The following is a 24,976-nucleotide window of genomic DNA, read 5'->3' on the forward strand; positions in this document are numbered from 1 at the left end:
CATGACGAAACAGGAATATTTGGCAGCTTTGCGGGAAGCACTTTCAGAAGAATTGAGTGGGGCCCAGGTGAGTGATCAGATAAATTATTATAGGCAGTATATCGAGGAACAGATTGCCTCAGGGCGTTCAGAAGCGGATGTTTTGGAGGAACTTGGTGATGCCCGGATCATAGCCCATAATATTATTGATGGTGCAGAGGAAGAAAGAGACACTTATCGACGGACAACAGTGACTTATAGCGGCGGAGGAGATGCAGAAGGTGTTGAACCGACATGGAAAACGAAGATGAAAGTATACGGAATTATTGCTTTAGTACTTGTCGTGTTATTTATGATTATTGCCCTGGTCACGAAACTCATCATATGGCTGCTTCCTTCAATTATTGTCATTGCCTGTATTGTATGGATTATAAACAGATTGAGCGGACGTTAGGCGGGAATTATGAAGATTACAATCATATGTGTCGGCAAAGTAAAAGAGAAGTTTTACCGGATGGCCATTGATGAATATGTGAAACGACTTGGAAGATACTGTAAATTGGAAATTATTGAAGTGGCGGATGAAAAAACACCGGATAATGCCAGTGAACATGAAGAAACTTTGATCAAGGATAAAGAAGGAGAGCGAATTCTTAAAAGTATCCGAGGAGAGGCGATGGTGATCGCTCTAGCCATCGATGGTAAAATGCTTTCCTCGGAACAGCTCGCCGGAAAAATCAACCAGTTAGGTGTCGGCGGGAAAAGCCATATTCAGTTTATTATTGGCGGTTCCCTGGGATTATCCGACAAAGTGGTGAAAGAGGCCGATATGCTTTTGAGCTTTTCCAAAATGACTTTTCCCCATCAATTGATGCGTGTGATTCTGCTGGAACAGATTTATCGCAGCTATCGAATCATACAGGGAGAACCTTATCATAAATAGTATATGAAAAAGTTTTAAAGCTCTTTTTGGAAAATTTTGTCTAATTTTTTTGAAGAAAGATGAATTACAGCATTGATACTCAAATCGTTTTCATGTATAATATTTGGTGGAAATTTTTAAGAAGATTAAACAAACGGGAGGAATAACGATGTCTCAAAGAAAAGATATCCATAAAGTGCTGATTATCGGTTCGGGTCCTATTATTATTGGACAGGCATGTGAATTTGACTATTCAGGAACACAAGCGTGTAAAGCTCTTAAGAACCTGGGCTATGAAATCGTATTAGTAAATTCCAATCCGGCGACGATTATGACAGACCCGGAGATCGCTGACGTTACCTATATTGAACCATTAAATATTGAAAGAATCGAGCAGATTATTGCAAAAGAAAGACCGGATGCTTTATTACCAAATCTTGGAGGACAATCAGGTCTTAATTTATGCTCAGAACTTGCTAAGGCAGGCATTCTTGATAAGTATGATGTGGAAGTTATCGGTGTTCAGGTAGACGCTATCGAGCGTGGTGAAGACCGTATTGAATTTAAAAAGACGATGGAAAGTCTCGGAATCGAGATGGCCCGCAGCGAAGTTGCCTATACTGTAGAGGAAGCGCTTGAAATTGCGGATCGATTAGGTTATCCGGTAGTTCTTCGTCCGGCCTATACGATGGGCGGTGCCGGCGGCGGTCTTGTGTATAACGTAGATGAACTGAAAACTGTCTGTGCCCGCGGACTTCAGGCCAGCCTTGTAGGAGAGGTTCTTGTTGAGGAGTCTATTCTCGGATGGGAAGAACTGGAGCTGGAAGTTGTACGTGATGCAAAAAACAATATGATCACCGTTTGTTTTATTGAAAATATTGATCCTTTGGGTGTGCACACTGGTGACTCTTTTTGTTCTGCACCGATGCTGACCATTTCGGAAGAAGTACAAAAGCGCCTTCAGGAAAAATCCTACAAGATTGTCGAAGCCATTGAGGTTATTGGCGGGACGAATGTACAGTGGGCCCATGATCCTGTAACAGACAGAGATATTATTATTGAAATTAATCCAAGAACATCCCGTTCTTCCGCATTGGCTTCCAAGGCAACGGGTTTCCCGATTGCTCTCGTATCTGCAAAACTGGCAGCCGGATTGACATTGGAAGATATTCCATGTGGTAAATATGGCACACTGGACAAATATAAACCGGACGGTGACTATGTGGTTATCAAGTTTGCACGATGGGCTTTTGAAAAGTTCAAAGGTGTAGAAGATAAGCTTGGTACTCAGATGCGTGCTGTCGGCGAAGTTATGAGCATTGGTAAAACCTATAAAGAAGCTTTCCAGAAAGCTATTCGGAGCCTTGAGACCGGACGTTATGGTCTTGGCCATGCAAAAGATTTTGATACAAAGTCTAAAGAAGAGCTTTTGAAGATGCTGATCACACCATCCAGTGAACGTCATTTTATCATGTATGAAGCGTTGAGGAAGGGTGCCACGGTTGAAGAAATTTTTGAAATCACCAAAGTAAAACATTATTTTATCGAACAGATGAAGGAACTGGTGGAAGAAGAAGAGGCGCTGGCAGCCAATAAGGGACATTTGCCGTCCGATGAAGCACTTATCGCAGCGAAAAGGAATGGTTTTTCGGATAAGTATCTGAGCCAGATTCTTGAAATTTCCGAAGACGAAGTACGTGAACGTCGGATATCCCTTGGCGTTGAGGAAGCCTGGGAGGGTGTTCATGTCAGCGGAACTCCGGATAGTGCTTATTATTATTCCACCTATAATGCAGAAGATAAAAATCCGGTGAGCAATGATAAACCGAAGATTATGATCCTTGGCGGTGGTCCAAACCGAATCGGCCAGGGTATTGAATTTGACTATTGCTGTGTTCATGCTTCTCTGGCCTTGAAAAAACTTGGGTTTGAGACGATCATTGTGAACTGTAATCCGGAAACGGTTTCCACAGACTATGATACGTCTGATAAACTTTATTTTGAACCATTGACTCTGGAAGATGTTTTAAGCATCTATAAGAAAGAAAATCCGGTAGGCGTCATTGCCCAGTTCGGCGGACAGACACCGTTAAATCTGGCCAGCGCTCTTGAAAAGAATGGCGTGAAGATTCTCGGAACGGCACCTGCGGTCATTGATCTGGCAGAGGACCGGGATTTGTTCCGTGCCATGATGGATAAACTGGAAATTCCTATGCCGGAATCCGGTATGGCTGTTACGGTAGAAGATGCACTGGCAATTGCTGATAAGATTGGTTATCCGGTGATGGTACGTCCGTCTTATGTTCTTGGCGGACGTGGTATGGAAGTTGTCTATGATGCTGAAAGTATGGTTGGTTATATGAAGGCAGCAGTTGGCGTGACACCGGATCGGCCGATTCTGATCGACCGTTTTCTGAACCATGCAACGGAGTGTGAGGCTGATGCCATCAGCGATGGTATCCATGCCTTTGTGCCGGCAGTTATGGAACATATCGAATTGGCGGGGGTTCATTCCGGTGACTCGGCTTGCATTATTCCATCCAAGCATCTTTCTGAGGAAAATGTAAAGACCATTAAAGAATATACACGGAAGATTGCAGAAGAGATGCACGTTAAAGGCCTTATGAATATGCAGTATGCGATTGAAAATGGTAAGGTTTATGTGCTGGAAGCAAATCCAAGAGCCTCCAGAACCGTGCCGCTTGTTTCAAAAGTATGTAATATCCGTATGGTGCCTTTGGCTATTGATATTGTGACATCCGAATTAACGGGAAGACCATCGCCGGTTCCAGCATTGAAGGAACAGCATATTCCTTACTATGGGGTTAAGGAAGCCGTATTCCCATTTAATATGTTCCAGGAAGTAGACCCGGTACTCGGACCGGAAATGCGTTCTACAGGTGAAGTCCTCGGACTTTCCAAATCCTGGGGAGAAGCTTTCTATAAGGCTCAGGAAGCAACTCAGACACGGATTCCATTGGAAGGTACAGTGCTGATTTCTGTCAGCGATAAGGATAAACCGGAAGTAGCTGAACTTGCCAGAGAATTTGCTGAAGCTGGCTTTAAGATCATTGCTTCAAAGAATACATGTAAAGTGATTCGTGAGGCAGGTGTCGAAGCTGAGATGGTCAATAAACTGAGCGAAGGCCGTCCGAATATGCTTGATCTGATCACAAACGGTAAGATTGATCTGATCATCAATACGCCGGTCGGTCAGGAGCGGAAAGCGGATGACAGCTATCTGCGGAAAGCAGCTATTAAGAAGAAGATTTCCTACTTCACAACAATGGCAGCAGGCCGGGCAACGGTGAGCGGTATCAAGTCTATAAAACAGTTTGGAAACAGTGAAGTAAAATCCCTTCAGGATTTGCATGCAGAAATTAAAGATAAATAAGATGGTATTGAAAAGCGACGAAGCTTACATGAGGCTCCGTCGCTTTTTTTAGACTAGTTGACTTTTTTAATACTGTAGCTTCCTGTACTTTGGCGGAAAGCATTGATAATGGATCTGGCGCTGCAGGCGATCGTCAGAATATAACCGATGACCAGTTCGCCATAGTAGCTGCCCACCAGATCGGTTTCTTCGAGGATATAGCCGAGTTCTTTATAGACATCTGTGAAAGTCCAGCCATAATCCTTTAATGCGCTGTAAGCGTCCCAGGACCAGGACATTTTGTTTGCAAAGAAGATGGCAATAAACATGATAATGACAGAGCCGATAACACCTTTTTTATCCAGATGGCCTCCGAGTATGGTATACCCTTTCATGGCGCAGATGGCGGTAACGGCTCCGGCGATTCCGGCAATGTAACCTAATTTATAAATGAGAATCCAGAGAGCGGCACCGATCAGAGAACCGAGGAAGGCACCGACGAGTCCGGCCACAAGGCTGCTCTTTTTGGATCGGATTTCCTGCTGACTGGTCTGCAGGGAGGCATGAATCTTATCTTTACAGGTATTACAGAGGAAATAGTGACCGCCATTGATTTCAAAACAGTCAATCTGGTCCATCGTGCTTCCGCATTCAGAGCAGCCGGAAGTAAATGTATAACTGATCAGATAATCAATCACCGGGTCTACGATACTGTTGATCGTATCCGGAATATTTTTGCCTAGAGAAGGCATCTTAATAGTGAGTGAAATGCTGTGAGAGCCAGTGACAGCATTGATCAGCTTTTTCTGGTTCAGTTTATGATTATCCAGAAAACTTATCAATGTGGCCATATCTGCATCGTTTGCAGGATTGATACTGATTTTTACAAGATACTGTCCCTGAAGGCCATCCAGTGTAATGTAAAATCCCTTATAGAGACCGGATAAATGATTTTTGTAATCCTGAAGGCAGCCACCAAGGATTTGAGTGCGTAATTTTTCTTTAAACATAACATCTTTCTCCTTTGAATTAACAGATAAATTCTATTTTCATAGTAGCACTTTTTGTACAATTCGACAAGATAATTCTTGCTCTATGCGGCGAGGAAGGGTTATAATTCTATGGGTAAATATAGTATAGAAGAATCAGGAGATTAAATAAATGAAAGCTTGTATTTTTGATTTGGATGGAACCTTGGCAAATACGCTGGAGTCCATGTCTGTAAGTGCGAATCAGGTCATTGAACCTTTTGGATATGCTCCATTGCCGACAGAGAATTTTAAGTATTATGCCGGAGACGGAGCAAGGATCCTGGTAGAAAGGGTACTGCGGGATGCGGGTGATCAGGACTTGATACATCTTGAAGAAGTTTACCAGGCCTACAGTGCGATTTTTGATCAGGACTGTACCTATAAAGTTACGGTATATGACGGGATGGAAGAGACTCTTGAAAAAATAAAGTCGATGGGGATAAAACTGGCGGTTCTTTCAAATAAACCCCATGCCCAGACCAAAAAGGTTATTTCAAATCTTTTCGGAGATGAATTATTTGACTGGGTGCAGGGGCAGCAGGAAGGTATTGAAAAGAAGCCGGATCCGTCGGGGGCTCTGGCCATCGCGAAGGCTTTTGGTGTAAAACCGGAAGAGTGTATGTATGTGGGCGATACAAACGTCGATATGATGACCGGAAATCGGGCAGGAATGTTTACTGTTGGTGTTCTCTGGGGATTTCGTGACAGAAAAGAATTGATAGAGCATCATGCCCATGCACTGGCGGAAAAGCCGGAGGATTTAATGAGACTTTTATGTTGCAAAATGAATTAAAAGAGACTACAATAAATAAATACAAAATTTGGAGGCGATAAAAATGTGTGGTATATGCGGTTTTACAGGAAATTTACCGGACAGCAAAGAAGTATTGACACGGATGATGGACCGTATTAAACATAGAGGACCGGACAGCGCCGGTCAGTTTATCACGGATAAAGCGGCCTGGGGATTTCGGCGTTTGAGCATCATTGATCTGGATCATGGTTCTCAGCCGATGTTTAATGAAGATAATAGTATCGTCATTGTCTTTAATGGTGAGATTTATAATTATAAAACTCTCAGACAGGATTTAATTGCCAAAGGACATGTGTTCCGCAATAATTCGGATACAGAAGTGCTTGTTCATGGATATGAAGAATATGGAACAGATTTACCGAAGTACTGCCGTGGTATGTTTGCATTTATGATTTATGATGCGAATAAAGACATTGCCTTCGGTGCCAGAGATTATTTCGGTATTAAGCCATTTTATTATAGCCTTGTCAATGGTAATCTGGTTTTTGGTTCTGAAATCAAGTCGATTCTGGAATACCCGGGATATGAGAAAAAAGTGAATACAGAAGCCCTGGAAGAATATCTGACTTTCCAGTATTCGGTTCTTCCGGAGACATTTTTCAAGGGTATCTTTAAACTACCTCCGGCCCACAGTATCTTGTTTAAAGACGGTGAGGTCGATATTCAGCGTTATTGGGAGCCGGATTATGATATTGATGAAAATGTGGATTTTGATGAGTTGGTGGATAAGATCGATGCCCAGATGGCCGAATCTGTTGAAACCCATATGATCAGTGATGTGGAGGTTGGCTCCCTTCTTTCCAGTGGCATTGATTCCAGCTATATTGCTACGATTTCCAAGGCGGATAAGACATTTACCGTTGGTTTTGATTATGATAAATTCAATGAAATTTCCTACGCAAAGGATTTGTCGGAAAAAATCGGTACCCAGAATTTCAGTAAATTGATCACGGAGGAAGAATATTGGAGTGTGCTGCCGGAAATCCAGTATTATATGGATGAACCTCTGGCGGATGCTTCCTGTGTGGCTCTGTATTTTGTAGATCAGACGGCGGCAGAACATGTGAAAGTTGTGCTTTCCGGAGAAGGCGCCGATGAATTTTTCGGGGGCTATAATATTTACCATGAGCCGGTATCCTTAAAGGGTTATCAGAGATTGCCGCGTGTATTGCGTCGAATGATTGGCAAATTTGCAGAAACGGTGCTGCCGGAAGGCATGCGGGGAAGAAGCTTTCTGATGCGCGGCGCCCTGGATGTGGAACATCGTTTCATTGGAAATGCGAAACGTTTTTCAGTAAAAGAGAGGAAACGTATTCTTAAAAATGCCACACAGGCCAAGTCCCCGTGGAAGCTGACGAAGCCTTTTTATGATAAAGTAAAACATGTGGATGACACAACAAAGATGCAGTATATTGATATGAATTTCTGGCTTGTGGGAGATATTCTCTTAAAGGCGGACAAGATGAGTATGCGGCATTCCCTGGAGACCCGTGTGCCGTTTCTGGATAAAGAAGTGTATAAGTTGTCAAAAACGATTCCGACCAGGTATAAACTGGCCGGCGGTACGACAAAATATGCTTTGCGCAAGGCGGCGGAACGGCATATTCCGGAAGCGACAGCGATGAAAAAAAAGCTTGGTTTCCCTGTGCCGATCACTCTGTGGCTGAAAGAGGATAAATATTATAACCAGGTAAAGGAAGCGTTTACAAGCCCTGCCGCAAAGACATTTTTTAATACAGATGAACTGGTGAAAATGCTCGATCAGCATAAAAACGGAAAACTGGACAACAGCAAGAAAATCTGGGTCGTATACATGTTCCTGATGTGGTATGATGTTTACTTTGTCCGTGAGAACGTGGCATTTTAAGAGAAAATACAGTGAGGATAAGAAAATGGATAAAAATTTATTACAGTTGTATGCTGTGACGGACCGTCAATGGCTGAGGGAAGGGCAGAGCCTTGCAGAGGTTGTGGAAGCGGCCATAAAGGGCGGCGTTACCCTTGTGCAGCTTCGGGAAAAGGCCATGGGAGATGATGAATTTGTTCAGGAGGCTTTTGAGGTAAAAAAGGTCACGGACGCCTATGGCATTCCGCTCATCATCAATGATAATCTGAAGGTTTGTCAGGCCTGTGATGCGGCTGGTGTTCATGTGGGACAGGAGGATTTATGTGCGGAAAAGGCCCGTGCATTGCTCGGTCCGGATAAGATCATCGGTGTTACAGCAAAGACGGTGGAGCAGGCCAGAGAAGCGGTGCGTCAGGGAGCGGATTACCTCGGCAGCGGTGCCATGTTTGGCTCTTCGACCAAGACGGAGGCCCGATCGATGACATTGGAGGAGTTTCAAGCGATTCGTCAGGCAGTGTCCGTTCCGATCGTATTAATTGGCGGGATTGACGCGGAAAATATCTGTGAGCTGAAAGGTTCGGGCGCTCAGGGAGCCGCTGTGGTTTCCGGTATTTTTGCCCAGCCGGATGTGGAAGCGGCAGCCAGAAAGCTTAAAAAGCTGTCTCTGGAAGTGTTTCCGTAAATATAAAAAAGGCCATTATGAAATCTTTTATTGGATTTTCATAATGGCTTTTTTAGTGTATAAATAATTTATTGGGCTTTAATCTGATAAAATCCCTTCTTACCTTTCTTTACCATAAAGGCGTCGGAATCATTAAAATCTTTGGAACCATATACGGCATCGAAGGAAGGGACTTTTACATCGTTGACTGTAACGCCGCCCTGTTTTACGAGACGACGGGCTTCAGAACGGGTTGGCGCCAGTTTTGTATCCACGAGAATGGAAACAATATCTACACCTGCATCCAGAGTTTCTTTTGGATAGGTGAAAGTTGGTACAGAGCCTGCCACACCGCCGGAAACAAAAAGGGCTTTTGCCGCTTCCTGAGCTTTTTTAGCTTCTTCCTCGCCGTGAACGATTTTGGTGATTTCGTAAGCAAGAACTTCTTTGGCCTTGTTGATTTCGGCGCCTTCCAGAGCACCAAGACGGTGAACTTCATCCATTGGAAGGAAAGTCAGCAGACCGAGACATTCTTCAACTTTGACGTCCTCGATATTTCTCCAGTATTGATAGAATTCGTATGGAGATGTCCGGTTAGGATCAAGCCATACGGCACCTTTTTGAGTCTTGCCCATCTTTTTGCCGTCACTGGTCGTGAGCAGTTTAAAGGTCAGACCGTAAGCTGGCTTTTGTTCTTTACGGCGAATCAGATCCACACCACCGAGAATATTACTCCACTGGTCATTGCCGCCCATCTGGAGACAGCAGCCGTAACGGCGGTTTAATTCCAGAAAGTCGTAGGACTGCATGAGCATATAGTTAAATTCAAAGAATGTCAGGCCCTGTTCCATACGGGATTTATAGCATTCGGCTGTGAGCATCTTGTTTACGGAAAAATGAACGCCCACATCTCTTAAAAATGAGACATAATTTAAATCCAGCAGCCAGTCAGCATTGTTAGCCAGAATAGCCTGGTCATTATCAAAAGAAATAAAATGAGAGAGCTGTTCTTTAAAACAGTCTGCGTTGTGCTGAATCTGTTCGATGGTCATCATCTGACGCATATCGGAGCGCATGGAAGGGTCTCCGATCATAGTTGTTCCGCCGCCGAGAAGAGCGATCGGACGATGACCGGCTTTCTGCATGTGCATCATCGCCATAATTGTAAGAAAATGTCCGGCAGTTAAGCTGTCGGCCGTTGCATCGAAACCAATATAAAAAGTTACTTTTTCTTTTTCAAGTAATTCGCGTAATTCCTTTTCGTGGGTACATTGTTCGATAAAACCACGTTCCACGAGTGTATCATATACACTTGACATCTTCATTCCTCCTAAATATCACTTCTCATAGACTAGCATATTTTTAAAAGCATTGCAAGCGGAAACCCGGCTTTATAGGCTATTTTCAGCATTTTACCAGTTGTTATATAAGGGAAAATCTTATATAATTAATCATATAAAACGAAAACGTTTACGGGGGACAAAGATGAAATATAAAATGATAGCCTTGGATTTGGACGGCACATTGACGGATTCCAAAAAAGAAGTGTCAGCGCATACGAGAAATGTGTTGATCGATATACAAAAAAAAGGCGTCGTTGTGGTGCTTGCTACGGGACGGCCGATCAACGGGGCACTGTCGATCAGCCGGGAGTTGGAGCTGGATGTTTACGGTGGCTATATACTTTCTTTTAACGGGGGAATTATTCAAAATTGTAAAACAAAGGAAATTATTTTTCAGCAGAAGATTCCGGCGGCTTACATTCCAAAACTCGGGGCGGCGAGTCGGCGGTTTCAAGTGCCAATTGTCACTTATCAGGGGGATGATATTCTGACGGAGGATACAACAGATAAATATGTGCGTCTGGAAGCCGGAATCAATAAAATGAAGATTCGTGAACTGAATAATTTCTCTGAAGAAATTAATTTTCCGGTGACAAAATGTCTGATGGTCGGTGATGGATGGTATCTGGAACAGATTTTACCTGAAATGCGTAAGGAATTCGGACATATTTTAAATATTTTCCGTTCGGAGCCATATTTCATGGAAATTACACCGCCGGGAGTTGACAAAGCCTTTGGCCTGGAACAGCTTTTGGAGTATACGGGTATTAAGAGAGAAGAACTGATCTGCTGTGGGGATGGCTATAATGACATTTCCATGATTCAGTTCGCAGGACTGGGTGTTGCCATGGAAAATGCGCAGAATGATGTGAAGGCTGTGGCGGATATTATTACCGACACAAATGATGATGATGGAGTTGCACATATTATAGAAAAATACATGAAAAACAGATAAAAGAAAAAACATGAAAAATATGTAAAAAAAGGGTTGACAAATTGTCATTACTAAGGTAGAATCATTTATGCAGTCGGGCGACAAGAGTTGTTCACTACGATGGCCTAGTGGCTCAGTTGGTTAGAGCGCCGCCCTGTCACGGCGGAGGTCGAGGGTTCGAGTCCCTTCTGGGTCGTAACTGCGATAATCTGTCGTAGCAAGTTGTTTTATCTGGGATCTTAGCTCAGCTGGGAGAGCATCTGCCTTACAAGCAGAGGGTCACAGGTTCGAGCCCTGTAGGTCCCATTCAGTCGAGAGACTGAATAAATTTCATATGGCGAGGTAGCTCAGTTGGCTAGAGCATGCGGTTCATACCCGCAGTGTCGGGGGTTCAAATCCCTTCCTCGCTACACGATAAAGTCCAGAAATCTTGTGAATTCAAGAGCTCTGGACTTTCTTGCTATAAAATATTGTCACTCATACTTATCTGTATATTACAATAATTCCATAGTTGCCGGATAGGATGTGATAATAAAGGCTGCTGACAGTGTTGTTGGCAGCTTTTCAATTGCTCGTGCATCTACTTGAAAATATTCCCTGTTTCTGGTAGATTATTAAGAGTCAGGAGTGAATAATATGAGAATAGGCATGGGTTATGACGTTCATCGTCTTACGGAAGATAGAGAATTAATTCTTGGGGGTGTGGAAATCCCTTTTGAAAAAGGATTGTTGGGACATTCAGATGCGGATGTACTGTTACATGCAATCATGGATGCCCTGCTCGGCGCATCGGCGCTGGGAGATATCGGAAAGCATTTCCCGGATACGGATCCGGCATATAAAGGAATATCAAGCATTTTGCTGTTGGAGCATGTAGGGCAGCTCCTTGAAGCAGAGGGAATTAAAATTGGCAATATCGATGCCACGATTATTGCTCAGCGACCGAAATTAGCCCCTTACATTATGAATATGAGAGAAAATATTGCAAAAGCTTTAAATATAGACATTCAGCAAATTAATGTAAAAGCGACGACGGAAGAAGGACTTGGATTCACCGGCGGGGGACTTGGGATTGCATCCAGTGCTATCTGTCTCGTTGAGAAAGAAAAAGGAGATCATGAATAAAGGAATTAAAAATTTAACGGATTATTTTATACAGGGATGTAAAGAAAACCGGGAGTTTCACATCGGTCTGGAAGTGGAACATTTTATTTTGAACCGGAAAACCCATAAGACAATGGTTTTTGACGGCGAGCATGGTGTCGGCGCATTGATGGAACAGATTTTTGACGACTATCCTGAAAAACATATGGAAGATGGCGCTGTTATTTCTCTGGAAAGCGAAGATATTCTGATCACTCTGGAACCGGGATGTCAGCTTGAGATCAGTACGGCCCCCTTTGATTCTGTGGAAAAGGTGATGCAGGTATATCGCAGTGCCAGAAAAAAAGTGGAAGAAGTACTGGATTCCTGGGAATACGATCTGGTTACTGAGGGCTATCTGCCATATGGAAAGGCTGAGGATATTCCGTTGATCGGCAAAGAGCGTTACCGGTGTATGGATCGGTACTTTGAACGAACAGGAAAATATGGGAAAAATATGATGCGGGCCACGGCGGCCTGTCATGTGTCCGTGGATTATTTTGATGAGGAAGATTTTGTCAATAAATATCGTCTGGCCTGGCTTTTGGACCCGCTGTTTGCATTATTGACGGAAAATGTTTCCCATTTTGAAGGAGAAGATTTTCACGGACATCTTTTGAGAGACACGATCTGGCAGGGAGTTGACCCAGGAAGGACAGATATATGTCCGGATATCTTTGAAGAAGATTTCGGATTCGCATCCTATGCCCGATGGCTCATGAAGGTCCCGGTCATTGTGGTGAAGGATGGAGATATCTATCGCTATGAGCCGGAAAAAACGATTGGGCAGTGCTTTGAGACTTATGGCGGAGAGGAAGCTTTGATAAAACATTATTTATCCATGGCTTTTCCGGATGTACGGCTGAAACAGTTTATTGAAATCCGTTCCGGCGACAGTATGCCGGAAAATTATGTGGAGGCATACTGTGCGCTGATCAAGGGGATTTTCGGAAATGAAGAGACTGTCGTTAAGGTGTTATCTTTATTGCCCCAGGATATATCTGCCATCAGGGACACGAAAACAAGTCTGAAAGCCAATGGTCATAAAGGACGGGCTTATGGTCAGGACGTGCGTCTTATGTTATACTGGTTGTTAAATGAAGCGTCAGCAAACCTGGAGGGTAAAGCTCGTGAAGCGTTGGAACTCTGGTATCCGCTGATTGAAAATGAAACAAACATGCAGGGAGTGACAGAAAAATGAGGGCACGGGAATTAACTGAAAATATCGGCGCCTACATTCGGGAGCATATGTCAGAGAGTGAGAAATCCGCCATGCGTATGGAAGAGTACATTAAACATTCGGATTTGAATGCGGGCGGCAATAATTACACTCGAACGCTTCAGATTCCGAAAATATATGATAAGAAAACCATTGATGTGTTTTCAGCAATCGTGGATAGGACCTATGGGATTTTTGAGAAAGTCATTCAGAAATATTTGGATGATCCGGAATATCGGAGATTATTTCCCTTTTCAAAGGAATTAGAAGAACTGATTCTGCTTCCCGTTGGTTATCCGGTGTCGGTTCCGATCTGCCGGATCGATATTTTTTTTAATGAAGAAACCGGTGATTTTAAGTTTTGCGAATTTAATACGGACGGCACCAGCGCCATGAATGAAAATAAGGTACTGGATGATATTTTATATATGAATAATGCCTGGATACATTTTGAAAAAGAAGTTTCGGCTAAACGGTTTGAACTGATAGATTCCTGGATCGATGCGCTTTTGGCAACCTATCATGGCTGTGAAAATGCCAGAGAGAAGCCTTATGTGGCAATTGTGGACTTTCTGGATAAGGCTTATCTTCGGGAATTTTATGTGTTTGAGCGGCATTTTCGGAGCAGAGGTATCGAGGCAGAAGTTTGTGATATCCGTCATATGACTTATAGAGATGGAAGACTTTATTCACCGACAGGTCACGCGGTGGATGTGGTCTATCGACGGGCCGTGACCAGTGATGTGATGAATTATTATGATGAGATTCAGGATTTTATCCGGGCGGTGAAGGAAGGCGGCGTGTGTCTGATCGGTGCCTTTAAGACTCAGATCGTTCATCATAAGGCCATCTGTCAGGTGCTTGTCCATCCGATGACAAAGGCTGTCTTAACACCGGAGGAAAATCAATTTATTGAGGCGCATTTACCCAAAACGGTTGAATTGGATAAGTTGACCCGGAAAGAGATGGCAGGGCTGTGGGAGGATAAAGATTCATGGATTATTAAACCCGTGGATTCTTATGCGGCCAAGGGTGTCTATGCCGGCATAGATTATAGTCATAAAGAATGGAGACGGATTGCTGAAAGCTGTCTGGGGCAGAAGTATATCGCCCAGGAATATTGTCGGCCTTATAAAACGGAAAATATAAATTTTGGTATCAAACCTTATGAATTTCAACTTTACAGTAACCTGACCGGATTATATACTTATAATGGAAAGTTTCAGGGAGTCTACTCCCGAATGTCGGACGGCGGCATCATTTCCACCCAATATAATGAAAAAACAGTTGCAACCCGCTATATTGACGAGGAGGTACAGGGATTATGAAACTTTATAATACATTATCACGGAAAAAAGAAGAATTTGTTCCAGTAGAAGAGGGAAAGGTGCGTATGTATGTATGCGGACCGACCGTATATAACTATATTCATATCGGAAATGCCCGACCGATGATCGTTTTTGATACGGTGCGTCGGTATTTTGAGTATAAGGGCTATGATGTGAACTATGTATCCAATTTTACAGACGTAGATGATAAAATTATTAAAAAGGCCAACGAAGAGGGCGTTCCGGCTTCCGTCATCTCCGAGCGTTATATTAAAGAAGCTCAGACAGATATGGCGGGGCTGAATGTAAAAGAAGCAACGACTCATCCGAAGGCAACGGAAGAAATTGACGGTATGATCGAGATGATTCAGACGCTGATCGATAAGGGCTATGCCTATGCGGTAAATGGCACCGTATATTATCGGACCCGGAAGTTTGAAGGCTATGGCAAGCTGTCCAAAAAGAATCTGGATGATCTGTCGGCAGGTATCCGTATCGCTGTCAGCGATGAAAAGGAAGATCCGATGGATTTTGTACTCTGGAAACCGAAAAAAGAAGGGGAACCGTCCTGGCCGTCGCCTTGGGGAGACGGACGTCCGGGATGGCATATCGAGTGTTCCGTGATGTCGAAAAAATATCTCGGTGAAGAGATTGATATCCATGCCGGCGGTGAGGATTTGATTTTCCCGCATCATGAAAATGAGATTGCCCAGAGTGAGGCGGCCAATGGCAAACCGTTTGCAAAATACTGGCTGCATAACGGCTTTTTGAATATTGATAATGTAAAAATGTCCAAATCCCTTGGAAACTTTTTTACAGTTCGTGAAATCAGTGAAAAATATGACCTTCAGGTGCTGCGTTTCTTTATGCTGAGCGCTCATTACCGCAGTCCGCTGAATTTCAGTGCAGATCTGATGGCAGCATCGAAAAATGGCCTGGAACGAATCCTTACAGCTGTGGAACGTCTGGACGGCATTCAGGGCACGGATCTTCCTGTGAGTGATGCAGAAAAAGAAGTGATGGCACAGGTAGAAGCCCTTGTTAAAAAATTTGAAGATTCCATGGAGGATGACTTTAATACGGCAGATGCGGTTTCGGCTATTTTTGAATTAGTTAAACTGGCCAATGTTCATGTAACAGCAGAATCTTCCTCGGACTTGGCGGAAGCAGTTCGGTCTACGATCAAAAAGCTCTGCGATGTCCTTGGTATTATTACCGAACGGGAAGAGGAGCTTCTGGACGAAGATATTGAAAAACTCATCGAGGAACGTCAGGCAGCCCGTAAGGCAAAGAACTTCGCACGGGCAGATGAAATCCGTGACCAGCTGGCTTCCCAGGGTATTTTGCTGGAAGATACAAGAGAAGGTGTAAAATGGAAGAGAGCATAAGCGGTCTTAACCAAAAATTCCGGGAGACTTTTGATCTGGAGCCGGTGGATCTCAAAACCTATTCTCCGTTGACGCTGGCCTATATTGGCGACGCGGCCTATGAGCTTGTTATCCGTTCCCTTGTCGTGGAGCAGGGAAACGCTCCGGTAAATAAGCTCCATAAGCGTTCCAGTCGTCTGGTGAAGGCTCAGGCCCAGGCCGAGGCGGCAGTGAAACTTTTAGATGTTTTTACGGAAGAGGAGCTGGCAGTCTATAAGCGGGGAAGAAATGCCCGTTCCCATACGATGGCTAAAAATGCGGAGATGACAGATTACCGGATGGCGACAGGTTTTGAGGCCGTCATGGGATATCTGCATTTAAAACAGGATTATGAGCGTATGGTGACCCTCATTCATCTTGGAATCGGCGATAAGTTAGGAGAATAAAGCATGGGATATGAAGAATTCAAAATCGAAGGACGGCATCCGGTCATGGAAGCCTTCCGTTCGGGAAGAACGATTGACAAATTATTTGTGTTGGACGGATGCGAAGACGGGCCGGTGAAGTCCATCATCCGTGCGGCCAAGAAACAGGATACATATATCCGGTTTGTAAAAAAAGAGCGGCTGGACCAGTTGTCGGAGACCCATCAGCATCAGGGCGTCATAGCCATGGCAGCGGCCTACAGCTACAGTACGGTGGAGGATATTCTTGCCATTGCCCGTGAGAAAAATGAAGAGCCTTTTATTTTTCTTCTGGACGGCATTGAAGACCCTCATAACCTGGGAGCAATCATCCGTACAGCGAATCTGGCCGGTGCACACGGTGTGATCATTCCGAAACACCGTGCCGTTGGTCTGACCGGCGTTGTGGCAAAAACTTCCGCCGGAGCATTAAATTATACGCCGGTGGCGAAGGTCGCCAATCTGGGGCAGACCATTGATCAGCTCAAAAAAGAAGGACTCTGGTTTGTATGCGGACATATGGGCGGAGATATGATGTACCGTTTGAATCTCAAAGGACCGATTGGCCTTGTTGTTGGAAATGAGGGTGAAGGCGTCAGCCGTCTTGTACGGGAAAAATGCGACTATATCGCTTCCATACCGATGAAAGGGGATATTGATTCTCTGAATGCGTCGGTGGCAGCAGGCATTCTGGCTTATGAAATTGTTCGGCAGAGGATGAAATAAATGACAGATGACCGAGAGAAGGATGAAGTACTCATCAGCCGGTGCCGTCAGGGAGACCGGACGGCGCTGGAGCGTATTATGGAAAAATATAAACCGCTGGTCATAAAAAAGGCCCGTTCCATGTTTCTGATCGGCGGGGAGACTGAGGACCTGATTCAGGAGGGAATGATCGGCCTTTTTAAGGCGGTGCAGGATTTTGACCCGGACAGGGAGACTTCATTTTACCGATTTTCCAAGCTGTGTATTGATCGTCAGATATATTCGGCGGTGACCAGCGCGGGACGAAAGAAACATAGTCCGTTAAATGGCTATGTTTCCCTGAGTGATTCGGAAGAAATAGAGTGGGAAGAACGATGGCATCAGACGACGGCTTCCGAAGTCAGCCCGGAAGAAACGCTTATCAACAGGGAGCGGATGGAGATGATTCAGGAGAAACTGGGCAAGGGTCTCAGTCCTCTGGAGTGGTCCGTTTTAAAATTATTTCTTGAGGGATATAGTTATGCCCAGATGGCGGATAAGCTCGGGAAAAAAGAAAAGTCTATTGATAACGCGCTGCGCCGGATCAAAGGGAAACTTCAGGATATTCTGGAAGGCATGAATCAGGTTTAGTTTCATCTTTTCCGACAGGGGAAAATTCAAAAAACAGTTGACAAGAAAGCGTTTATATATTATATTAATTAAGCGGTTTACAGATTTGAGACCACGCTGATGTGGCTCAGAGGTAGAGCACTTCCTTGGTAAGGAAGGGGTCACGGGTTCAATTCCCGTCATCAGCTTTAAGGAATAGCGATAATAAAGGCTTTTCGATACATAATTTCGAAAAGTCTTTATTTCGTTTTAGGCTTCTTCGGGGCCGGCTGAAAATGATATTGGTAAGGGAGATGTTCTGTATGATTAAAGTGGGCGGAGAAACGGTACTCCTGTATAATCTGAATAACGAAAAGGGCAGAAAGATTCGCTTTCTTCTTGTCCGTCTGGGAATGCGTATCCGGGTCATCGAAAAAGAAGACTATGGCAAGCCCCTTGGCGTGCTGGCCGGGATGAAGGACGTGACGCTGGAGAATGAAAATGCGCCGGTGGAAGACTTTAATGATGAAATGATGGTTTTGTACAGATTTTCTGATAAGCGTCTGGATGCACTTTTACAGGGAATGCGCAAAGAGGGGATTGAGCGTGTGGATTTGAAGGCTGTTTTGACGCCGACAAATTGCCGCTGGAATTCCTGGCAGCTTTTTCAGGAAATTCAGGAAGAACATCGGACAATGACCGGGGGAAAATGACGCGAAATATGGGAATAAATGGCAGACAAAAGTGTCGTAATATGATAAAATCAATATTTAAGAATTAACAGGAGGCAGATGTTATGGAAGAAAAAGAAGTGGTATCTAAAAATTTTATAGAGCAGATCATTGATAAGGATTTGGAGGAAGGCCATACCCATACGGTGGCGACACGGTTTCCGCCGGAGCCAAATGGTTATCTGCATATCGGACATGCGAAATCTATTTTACTAAATTATGGATTGGCCCGGAAATACCATGGACATTTTAATCTTCGTTTTGACGATACAAACCCGACAAAAGAAAAAACAGAGTTTGTGGAATCCATTATCCGTGATGTCGAGTGGTTAGGCGCAAAATATGACGGCGAAGTACGGTTTGCATCCAATTATTTTCAGGAAATGTACGAAGCTGCGATTAAGTTGATTAAAAAAGGCAAAGCTTATGTATGTGATTTGAGTGCAGAGCAGATTCGTGAGTACCGAGGAACTTTAAAAGAACCTGGAAAAGAAAGTCCATACAGAAACCGTTCTATTGAAGAAAATCTTGAACTTTTTGAAGGGATGAAAAATGGCGAATTTCCGGATGGTTCAAAAGTTCTCCGGGCAAAAATCGACATGGCTTCTCCGAACATGAATATGAGAGACCCGGTACTCTATCGTGTGGCCCGGATGAGTCATCACAATACCGGAGATGCATGGTGCATTTATCCAATGTATGATTTTGCCCATCCGATTGAAGATGCGATTGAGGGTATCAGTCATTCCATCTGTACATTGGAATTTGAAGATCATCGTCCATTGTATGATTGGGTTGTTCGGGAGTTGGAATATCCGGAACCACCGAAGCAGATTGAGTTTGCAAAGATGTATCTGACGAATGTTGTTACCGGAAAACGCTATATTAAGCGTTTGGTAGACGAAGGAATTGTAGATGGATGGGACGACCCTCGTCTGGTGACCATCGCTGCACTGCGCCGCCGGGGCTTTACACCGGAATCTATCCGGAATTTTATGGAATTGGTCGGCGTATCCAAGGGAAACAGCTCTGTGGATTATGCAATGCTGGAATACTGTATCCGAGAGGATCTGAAGATGAAACGGCCGCGTGTGATGGCGATTCTTGATCCTGTGAAATTAATTATTGACAATTATCCGGAAGATCAGATAGAGTATATGGATGTCATGAATAATCAGGAAAAGGAAGAAATGGGTGTGCGCCAGGTGCCATTTGGCCGTGAACTCTATATTGAAAGAGAAGACTTTATGGAAGAACCGCCGAAGAAATATTTCCGTCTCTATCCGGGGAATGAAGTACGTCTGATGAACGCCTATTTTGTCAAATGTGTGGATTACAAAAAAGATGAAGATGGTAATATTACGGAGATTCATTGTACCTATGATCCAGAGACACGGAGCGGCAGTGGTTTCACCGGCCGTAAAGTGAAGGGGACGATTCACTGGGTAGCTGCACCGACAGCGGTGAAGGCTACGGTGCGTCTTTATGAAAATCTGGTAGATGAAGAAAAGGGCGTTTATAATGAGGATGGTTCTTTAAATTTGAATCCGAATTCTCTGAGAGTTCTGGAAAACTGCTATCTGGAGCCATCTTTGGCAGAGGCCAGACCAGGGGAGAGCTTCCAGTTTGTTCGTAATGGCTATTTCTGTGTGGATGAAAAAGACAGCACTCCGGAAAGGCTGGTGTTTAACCGGATCGTTTCATTAAAGAGTTCTTATAAACCTGGAAAGTAAAATATACAATAGACAAAAAGGATGCGAAGCGAAAGCCTGGCATCCTTTTTTGTAAATAAAATAAAAAAGAGAGATTTCAAGAGAAAAAAAGAGATAATTAAAGATTTACCGGAATATATTTAAAAATATGAGCCTTTTACAGGTTGCATATTGGAACATAATAAAATATTATATATCCAGTGGTTAGCACTCGAACCTAATGAGTGCTAATAAAATAAAAATGCATTGTCAGGAGGAATTTAGATATGAAATTAGTACCATTGGGCGACAGAGTCGTATTAAAACAGCTTGTAGCAGAAGAGACAACAAAATCCGGTATCGTTTTGACCGGTCAGGCAAAAGAAAAACCACAGGAAGCAGAAGTAATCGCTGTAGGTCCTGGCGGTGTTGTTGACGGCAAAGAAGTGAAGATGGAAGTTTCTGTTGGTCAGAAGGTTATTTATTCCAAATATGCCGGAACAGAAGTGAAACTTGAAGGTGAAGAATTTATTATTGTTAGACAGTCTGATATTTTAGCTGTTGTAGAGTAATTTCATTTTATATTGGAGGTAGACAGATATGGCAAAAGAAATTAAATATGGTGCAGAGGCAAGAAAAGCTCTGGAGGCCGGTGTAAATCAGTTGGCAGATACAGTACGTGTAACATTAGGACCAAAAGGAAGAAACGTTGTTCTGGACAAATCCTTCGGAACACCATTGATCACCAATGATGGTGTGACGATTGCAAAAGATATTGAGTTAGATGATGCTTTTGAAAACATGGGTGCACAGATTGTTAAAGAGGTTGCCACAAAGACAAATGATGTGGCTGGTGATGGTACAACAACAGCGACTGTTCTTGCACAGGCCATGATCAACGAAGGTATGAAAAATCTGGCAGCTGGTGCAAACCCGATCATTTTAAGAAAAGGTATGCAGAAAGCAACAGATTGTGCTGTAGAAGCAATTAAAGATATGAGTTCTACGATCAACGGCAAAAACCAGATTGCCAAAGTTGCTGCGATTTCCGCAGGCGATGAGCATGTTGGCGAAATGGTTGCTGAAGCTATGGAAAAAGTATCCACAAACGGTGTTATCACTATTGAAGAATCCAAAACGATGCAGACAGAACTGGAACTGGTAGAAGGTATGCAGTTTGACCGTGGCTATCTCTCCGCTTACATGGCTACAGATATGGATAAGATGATTGCAGAACTGGACAATCCATATATCCTGATCACAGATAAGAAAATCTCCAATATCCAGGAGATCCTTCCGGTTCTGGAACAGATCGTACAGACAGGTTCCAAACTGGTGATCATTGCTGAGGATGTGGAAGGTGAAGCTCTGGCGACACTTGTTGTAAATAAATTGAAAGGTGTATTCTCTGTTGTAGCTGTGAAAGCTCCTGGTTTTGGTGACAGAAGAAAAGCAATGCTTCAGGATATCGCTATCCTTACAGGCGGTACCGTTATTTCCGAAGAACTGGGCTATGAATTAAAAGATGCAACGATGGATATGCTCGGACGTGCAAAATCCGTTAAAGTTGAAAAAGAAAATACCATCATCGTTGACGGTATGGGTGATCCGGAAGCTATTAAATCCAGATGCAGCCAGATTCAGACTCAGGCAAACGAGACAACATCCGAATTCGATAAAGAAAAATTACTCGAAAGACTTGCAAAACTTTCCGGCGGCGTAGGTGTCATCAAAGTAGGTGCTGCGACAGAAACCGAAATGAAAGAAAAGAAACTTCGTATGGAAGATGCTCTGGCAGCTACCCGTGCAGCTGTTGAAGAAGGTATCATCTGCGGCGGTGGTTCCGCATATATCCATGCTTCCAAGAAGGTTGCCGAACTGGCTGCAAACCTCAGCGGAGATGAAAAGACAGGTGCAAATGTGGTTCTTAAAGCTCTTGAAGCGCCATTATTCCACATCGCAGCCAATGCTGGTCTTGAAGGTGCTGTTATCATCAACAAAGTTCGTGAAAGCGAACAAGGCGTTGGTTTTGATGCACTGAAAGAAGAATATGTGGATATGATCGATGCCGGTATCATCGACCCGGCCAAAGTAACACGAAGCGCTCTTCAGAACGCTACAAGCGTTGCTTCCACATTGCTCACAACCGAATCCGTTGTTGCTGAGATCAAATCCGACAATCCGATGCCGGCTATGCCACAGGGCGGCATGGGAATGATGTAATTCAGGCCAAGTGCCCATTTGTGTAAGCATTAAGATATTATAAAGCCGTCCATACGGCGTCATGAAATCAGGGAGACATTTCCGAAATCTATCAGGATGGAATGTATCCCTGATTTTTTTGTATGATATCCAAAATATAAGAAAAAAGAAACAAATGAACCATTTTAGACAAAAATAATCTCTATTAGTAAAACTTAACAAAGAGTTAAGTAATTATAATGATAACCTTATGTTGACTTTTGTCGGAAGAGTTGATATACTTTAGAAACCTATAAAATAGTAAGAAAGAGAGGATGATAAGAATGGGTAGAATTATCGGTGAAGGCATTACCTTTGACGACGTGCTTCTTGTGCCGGCGTATTCGGAAGTAATTCCAAATCAGGTAAGCATTCAGACACATTTAACAAAGAAAATTGTTCTGAATGTACCATTAATGAGTGCAGGTATGGATACTGTAACAGAACATCGCATGGCGATTGCCATGGCCAGACAGGGCGGTATCGGTATTATTCATAAAAATATGTCTATTGCAGCACAGGCTGAAGAGGTTGATAAGGTAAAACGTTCAGAGAACGGCGTTATTTCCGACCCATTTTCGTTATCTTCAGAACATACATTGGCAGATGCGGATATGTTGATGGCAAAATTCCGTATTTCTGGTGTTCCGATTACAGACAATGGCAAACTGGTCGGCATTATCACAAATCGTGACCTTAAGTTTGAAACAGATTTTTCCAAGAAAATTTCTGAATGTATGACTTCCAAAAACCTTATTACAGCGAAGGAAGGCGTCACATTGGAAGAAGCGAAGGCTATTCTGGCCAAGGCCCGTGTGGAAAAGCTTCCGATCGTGGATGACAATTTCAATTTAAAAGGTTTGATCACCATTAAAGATATCGAAAAACAGATTAAATATCCGTTGTCCGCCAAGGATTCTCAGGGGCGTCTGCTCTGTGGTGCAGCTTTGGGTGTTACTCAGAACATTCTTGAACGTGCCGAAGCACTGGTCAAAGCCAAAGTTGATGTGGTCGTGGTTGATTCCGCCCACGGACATTCAGCTAATGTTCTCAATTGTGTACGGATGTTGAAAAATGCTTTCCCGGATTTACAGGTTATTGCCGGTAACGTCGCAACAGCTGATGCAACACGCGCTCTGATCGAAGCCGGTGTGGATGCGGTTAAAGTTGGTATAGGACCGGGCTCCATCTGTACGACCCGTGTCGTATCCGGTATCGGTGTACCTCAGATTTCAGCCGTTATGGATTGCTACTCCGTAGCGAAAGAATATGGTATTCCACTGATCGCTGACGGTGGTATTAAATACTCCGGTGACGTAACAAAGGCTATCGCAGCCGGAGCCGATGTCTGCATGATGGGAAGTATGTTTGCTGGTTGTGATGAAAGCCCTGGAGATTTTGAACTTTATCAGGGAAGAAAATATAAAGTATACCGTGGTATGGGTTCCATTGCCGCTATGGAAAACGGAAGTAAAGACCGTTATTTCCAGGCAGATGCCAAGAAACTGGTTCCGGAAGGTGTTGAAGGCCGTGTGGCTTACAAGGGCCTTGTGGAAGACACTGTATTCCAGCTCATCGGCGGTCTGCGTGCCGGTATGGGCTACTGTGGCACAAAGGACATTGAAGAACTGAAAACAAATGGTCAGTTTGTTAAAATCAGTGCGGCTTCTCTGAAAGAAAGCCATCCGCATGATATTCAGATTACAAAAGAAGCGCCGAACTACAGTGTGGATTAATCTGTTTTTGTGCATAAAATAAATTAAAGAAATTTGTTTTGGGTGTTGTCAATTGGCAACACCTTCTTTTTATGGTAAGATGTTTTTGTCGAAAGAGGGAGGGTGGCAGTTATTAAGAAAAAGAAGAAAATAAGAAAAGTTAAGTATATAAATGAAGAAAAAATACGTTTCTTTGCGATATTTGGTTGTTTGCTTATCTTTGTCATTACCCTGTGCGGGTTGATTTTCAGAGCCTGTACCCGAGATGACAGAATCAGTCCATACTGTCAGCCGGACCCGGCGTATGATGATGGACGGCCGTACATAGATGTCCAGCTTTTAACACCGAATGAATATTCAAGGCCATGCATACCATCTGATGGTGTTCGAGGAATTGTGATCCACTATGTGGGAAATCCGGGCAGCAGCGCTCAATCGAACAGAGATTATTTTGAAGGATTAAAGGATAGCGGAGAGGCCTATGCCAGCAGTAATTTTGTTGTTGGCCTGGAAGGTGAGATCATTCAGTGTATACCGACGAACGAAATTGCCTACTGTTCAAATGAACGGAATTCTGACACGGTTTCAATCGAAGTCTGTCATGAGACCGCAGACGGTAAATTTAACGCTTCTACATATAGTTCTCTGGTGAATCTGACAGGATGGCTTTGTATGTATTTGGATGTTTCGCCGAAGTCTGTGATTCGCCATTACGATGTGACTGGGAAAATCTGTCCGAAATATTATGTAGAACATGAGGATGCCTGGGATACCTTTATTGATGATGTGAAGGTGTGGATTCGGACTGAGAAAAGCCGTCAGTAATCCGGTTGTATAAATCGTGGGAATATGGTACAGTTTATATAATAAATGGAGGTTGA

22 protein-coding genes and 4 tRNA genes are annotated in these 24,976 nt (G+C 43.6%); 24 read left to right on the top strand and 2 right to left on the bottom strand.

Annotated features, from left to right (window positions below; all coding sequences use genetic code 11):
• Position 1: 1 nt before the first annotated feature.
• The 3 genes from EV212_RS06965 (at position 2) to carB (ending at position 4,295) form a co-directional block, all read left to right on the top strand.
• Positions 2–433, top strand: coding sequence for a DUF1700 domain-containing protein (locus EV212_RS06965; protein ID WP_132090897.1), 432 nt, complete (start codon positions 2–4; stop codon positions 431–433).
• A gap of 9 nt (positions 434–442) precedes the next feature.
• Positions 443–922 carry a 23S rRNA (pseudouridine(1915)-N(3))-methyltransferase RlmH gene (gene rlmH, locus EV212_RS06970; RefSeq protein ID WP_132090900.1) on the top strand — a complete coding sequence of 160 codons (480 nt, stop codon included), beginning with the start codon at positions 443–445 and terminating at the stop codon, positions 920–922.
• Between the two features lie 148 nt (positions 923–1,070).
• Positions 1,071–4,295, top strand: coding sequence for a carbamoyl-phosphate synthase large subunit (gene carB / locus EV212_RS06975; RefSeq protein WP_132090903.1), 3,225 nt, complete (start codon positions 1,071–1,073; stop codon positions 4,293–4,295).
• 53 nt (positions 4,296–4,348) lie between these two features.
• On the opposite strand, the gene EV212_RS06980 is transcribed toward carB, so the two are convergent.
• A complete protein-coding gene (locus EV212_RS06980; RefSeq protein WP_132090906.1) occupies positions 4,349–5,284 on the bottom strand; it encodes a hypothetical protein in 936 nt (311 codons plus the stop codon).
• A gap of 151 nt (positions 5,285–5,435) precedes the next feature.
• Between EV212_RS06980 and EV212_RS06985 the strand changes: the two genes are divergently transcribed.
• Genes EV212_RS06985 through thiE form a run of 3 tightly spaced genes read left to right on the top strand, consistent with a single transcriptional unit; the run spans position 5,436 to position 8,647 of the window.
• Positions 5,436–6,098, top strand: coding sequence for an HAD family hydrolase (locus EV212_RS06985; protein ID WP_132090909.1), 663 nt, complete (start codon positions 5,436–5,438; stop codon positions 6,096–6,098).
• Between the two features lie 43 nt (positions 6,099–6,141).
• A complete protein-coding gene (asnB, locus tag EV212_RS06990; RefSeq protein WP_132090912.1) occupies positions 6,142–7,986 on the top strand; it encodes an asparagine synthase (glutamine-hydrolyzing) in 1,845 nt (614 codons plus the stop codon).
• Positions 7,987–8,011: 25 nt separating this feature from the next.
• Positions 8,012–8,647, top strand: coding sequence for a thiamine phosphate synthase (thiE, locus tag EV212_RS06995; protein WP_243115496.1), 636 nt, complete (start codon positions 8,012–8,014; stop codon positions 8,645–8,647).
• 68 nt (positions 8,648–8,715) lie between these two features.
• Here thiE and tyrS read toward each other — a convergent pair whose 3' ends face one another.
• The gene (gene tyrS, locus EV212_RS07000; protein WP_132090915.1) at positions 8,716–9,945 is read right to left on the bottom strand and encodes a tyrosine--tRNA ligase; all 1,230 of its coding nucleotides are present in this window, start codon (positions 9,943–9,945) and stop codon (positions 8,716–8,718) included.
• Positions 9,946–10,111: 166 nt separating this feature from the next.
• On the opposite strand from tyrS, the gene EV212_RS07005 reads away from it, so the two are divergent.
• The 18 genes from EV212_RS07005 to EV212_RS07090 all read left to right on the top strand — a co-directional run bounded on the left by EV212_RS07005 (position 10,112) and on the right by EV212_RS07090 (position 24,920).
• Complete coding sequence (locus EV212_RS07005; protein WP_132090918.1) at positions 10,112–10,924, top strand: Cof-type HAD-IIB family hydrolase; 813 nt, start codon at positions 10,112–10,114, stop codon at positions 10,922–10,924.
• A gap of 101 nt (positions 10,925–11,025) precedes the next feature.
• Positions 11,026–11,099: transfer RNA gene (locus EV212_RS07010), tRNA-Asp, on the top strand.
• Between the two features lie 37 nt (positions 11,100–11,136).
• Positions 11,137–11,209 (top strand) — tRNA-Val (locus tag EV212_RS07015).
• Between the two features lie 30 nt (positions 11,210–11,239).
• Positions 11,240–11,313, top strand: a tRNA-Met gene (locus EV212_RS07020).
• 226 nt (positions 11,314–11,539) lie between these two features.
• Positions 11,540–12,028 (top strand): 2-C-methyl-D-erythritol 2,4-cyclodiphosphate synthase, encoded by a 489-nt coding sequence (ispF, locus tag EV212_RS07025; protein WP_132090921.1) that lies wholly within the window; start codon positions 11,540–11,542, stop codon positions 12,026–12,028.
• Positions 12,021–13,247 (top strand): glutamate-cysteine ligase family protein, encoded by a 1,227-nt coding sequence (locus EV212_RS07030; protein WP_132090924.1) that lies wholly within the window; start codon positions 12,021–12,023, stop codon positions 13,245–13,247. Before ispF ends, EV212_RS07030 begins: the two co-directional genes overlap by 8 nt.
• Positions 13,244–14,593 (top strand): circularly permuted type 2 ATP-grasp protein, encoded by a 1,350-nt coding sequence (locus tag EV212_RS07035; RefSeq protein WP_132090927.1) that lies wholly within the window; start codon positions 13,244–13,246, stop codon positions 14,591–14,593. Before EV212_RS07030 ends, EV212_RS07035 begins: the two co-directional genes overlap by 4 nt.
• On the top strand, positions 14,590–15,981 hold the full coding sequence (gene cysS / locus EV212_RS07040) for a cysteine--tRNA ligase (RefSeq protein ID WP_132090930.1): 1,392 nt from the start codon (positions 14,590–14,592) through the stop codon (positions 15,979–15,981). Before EV212_RS07035 ends, cysS begins: the two co-directional genes overlap by 4 nt.
• A complete protein-coding gene (locus tag EV212_RS07045) occupies positions 15,966–16,406 on the top strand; it encodes a Mini-ribonuclease 3 (RefSeq protein ID WP_132090933.1) in 441 nt (146 codons plus the stop codon). The genes cysS and EV212_RS07045 overlap by 16 nt, the downstream gene beginning before the upstream one ends.
• 3 nt (positions 16,407–16,409) lie before the next feature.
• Positions 16,410–17,150, top strand: coding sequence for a 23S rRNA (guanosine(2251)-2'-O)-methyltransferase RlmB (gene rlmB / locus EV212_RS07050; RefSeq protein WP_132090936.1), 741 nt, complete (start codon positions 16,410–16,412; stop codon positions 17,148–17,150).
• Positions 17,151–17,759, top strand: a complete 609-nt coding sequence (locus EV212_RS07055; protein WP_132090939.1) for a sigma-70 family RNA polymerase sigma factor — start codon at positions 17,151–17,153, stop codon at positions 17,757–17,759.
• 95 nt (positions 17,760–17,854) lie between these two features.
• Positions 17,855–17,926 (top strand) — tRNA-Thr (locus EV212_RS07060).
• A gap of 114 nt (positions 17,927–18,040) precedes the next feature.
• Positions 18,041–18,430: a DUF3783 domain-containing protein gene (locus EV212_RS07065; RefSeq protein ID WP_165873326.1), complete on the top strand. Its 390-nt coding sequence runs from the start codon at positions 18,041–18,043 to the stop codon at positions 18,428–18,430.
• An 83-nt stretch (positions 18,431–18,513) separates the two neighbouring features.
• Positions 18,514–20,181: a glutamine--tRNA ligase/YqeY domain fusion protein gene (locus tag EV212_RS07070; RefSeq protein WP_132090945.1), complete on the top strand. Its 1,668-nt coding sequence runs from the start codon at positions 18,514–18,516 to the stop codon at positions 20,179–20,181.
• 245 nt (positions 20,182–20,426) lie between these two features.
• Positions 20,427–20,711 carry a co-chaperone GroES gene (locus EV212_RS07075; protein ID WP_132090948.1) on the top strand — a complete coding sequence of 95 codons (285 nt, stop codon included), beginning with the start codon at positions 20,427–20,429 and terminating at the stop codon, positions 20,709–20,711.
• Between the two features lie 28 nt (positions 20,712–20,739).
• Positions 20,740–22,362 (top strand): chaperonin GroEL, encoded by a 1,623-nt coding sequence (gene groL, locus EV212_RS07080; protein ID WP_132090951.1) that lies wholly within the window; start codon positions 20,740–20,742, stop codon positions 22,360–22,362.
• 302 nt (positions 22,363–22,664) lie between these two features.
• Positions 22,665–24,116, top strand: coding sequence for an IMP dehydrogenase (gene guaB, locus EV212_RS07085; protein ID WP_132090954.1), 1,452 nt, complete (start codon positions 22,665–22,667; stop codon positions 24,114–24,116).
• A 102-nt stretch (positions 24,117–24,218) separates the two neighbouring features.
• Positions 24,219–24,920 (top strand): peptidoglycan recognition protein family protein, encoded by a 702-nt coding sequence (locus EV212_RS07090; protein WP_243115497.1) that lies wholly within the window; start codon positions 24,219–24,221, stop codon positions 24,918–24,920.
• Positions 24,921–24,976 lie beyond the last annotated feature (56 nt).

The organism is Frisingicoccus caecimuris (assembly GCF_004340975.1).
Taxonomy (GTDB): domain Bacteria; phylum Bacillota; class Clostridia; order Lachnospirales; family Lachnospiraceae; genus Frisingicoccus; species Frisingicoccus caecimuris.

Coding starts and splice junctions, on each gene's coding strand:
- EV212_RS07035 (WP_132090927.1), top strand. CDS start 13,244: ATGAGGGCACGGGAATTAACTGAAAATATCGGCGCCTACATTCGGGAG.
- EV212_RS07030 (WP_132090924.1), top strand. CDS start 12,021: ATGAATAAAGGAATTAAAAATTTAACGGATTATTTTATACAGGGATGT.
- EV212_RS07065 (WP_165873326.1), top strand. CDS start 18,041: ATGATTAAAGTGGGCGGAGAAACGGTACTCCTGTATAATCTGAATAAC.
- carB (WP_132090903.1), top strand. CDS start 1,071: ATGTCTCAAAGAAAAGATATCCATAAAGTGCTGATTATCGGTTCGGGT.
- rlmH (WP_132090900.1), top strand. CDS start 443: ATGAAGATTACAATCATATGTGTCGGCAAAGTAAAAGAGAAGTTTTAC.
- EV212_RS06980 (WP_132090906.1), bottom strand. CDS start 5,284: ATGTTTAAAGAAAAATTACGCACTCAAATCCTTGGTGGCTGCCTTCAG.
- asnB (WP_132090912.1), top strand. CDS start 6,142: ATGTGTGGTATATGCGGTTTTACAGGAAATTTACCGGACAGCAAAGAA.
- EV212_RS07055 (WP_132090939.1), top strand. CDS start 17,151: ATGACAGATGACCGAGAGAAGGATGAAGTACTCATCAGCCGGTGCCGT.
- EV212_RS07045 (WP_132090933.1), top strand. CDS start 15,966: ATGGAAGAGAGCATAAGCGGTCTTAACCAAAAATTCCGGGAGACTTTT.
- ispF (WP_132090921.1), top strand. CDS start 11,540: ATGAGAATAGGCATGGGTTATGACGTTCATCGTCTTACGGAAGATAGA.
- cysS (WP_132090930.1), top strand. CDS start 14,590: ATGAAACTTTATAATACATTATCACGGAAAAAAGAAGAATTTGTTCCA.
- tyrS (WP_132090915.1), bottom strand. CDS start 9,945: ATGTCAAGTGTATATGATACACTCGTGGAACGTGGTTTTATCGAACAA.
- guaB (WP_132090954.1), top strand. CDS start 22,665: ATGGGTAGAATTATCGGTGAAGGCATTACCTTTGACGACGTGCTTCTT.
- thiE (WP_243115496.1), top strand. CDS start 8,012: ATGGATAAAAATTTATTACAGTTGTATGCTGTGACGGACCGTCAATGG.
- EV212_RS07075 (WP_132090948.1), top strand. CDS start 20,427: ATGAAATTAGTACCATTGGGCGACAGAGTCGTATTAAAACAGCTTGTA.
- EV212_RS06965 (WP_132090897.1), top strand. CDS start 2: ATGACGAAACAGGAATATTTGGCAGCTTTGCGGGAAGCACTTTCAGAA.
- EV212_RS07070 (WP_132090945.1), top strand. CDS start 18,514: ATGGAAGAAAAAGAAGTGGTATCTAAAAATTTTATAGAGCAGATCATT.
- rlmB (WP_132090936.1), top strand. CDS start 16,410: ATGGGATATGAAGAATTCAAAATCGAAGGACGGCATCCGGTCATGGAA.
- EV212_RS07005 (WP_132090918.1), top strand. CDS start 10,112: ATGAAATATAAAATGATAGCCTTGGATTTGGACGGCACATTGACGGAT.
- groL (WP_132090951.1), top strand. CDS start 20,740: ATGGCAAAAGAAATTAAATATGGTGCAGAGGCAAGAAAAGCTCTGGAG.
- EV212_RS06985 (WP_132090909.1), top strand. CDS start 5,436: ATGAAAGCTTGTATTTTTGATTTGGATGGAACCTTGGCAAATACGCTG.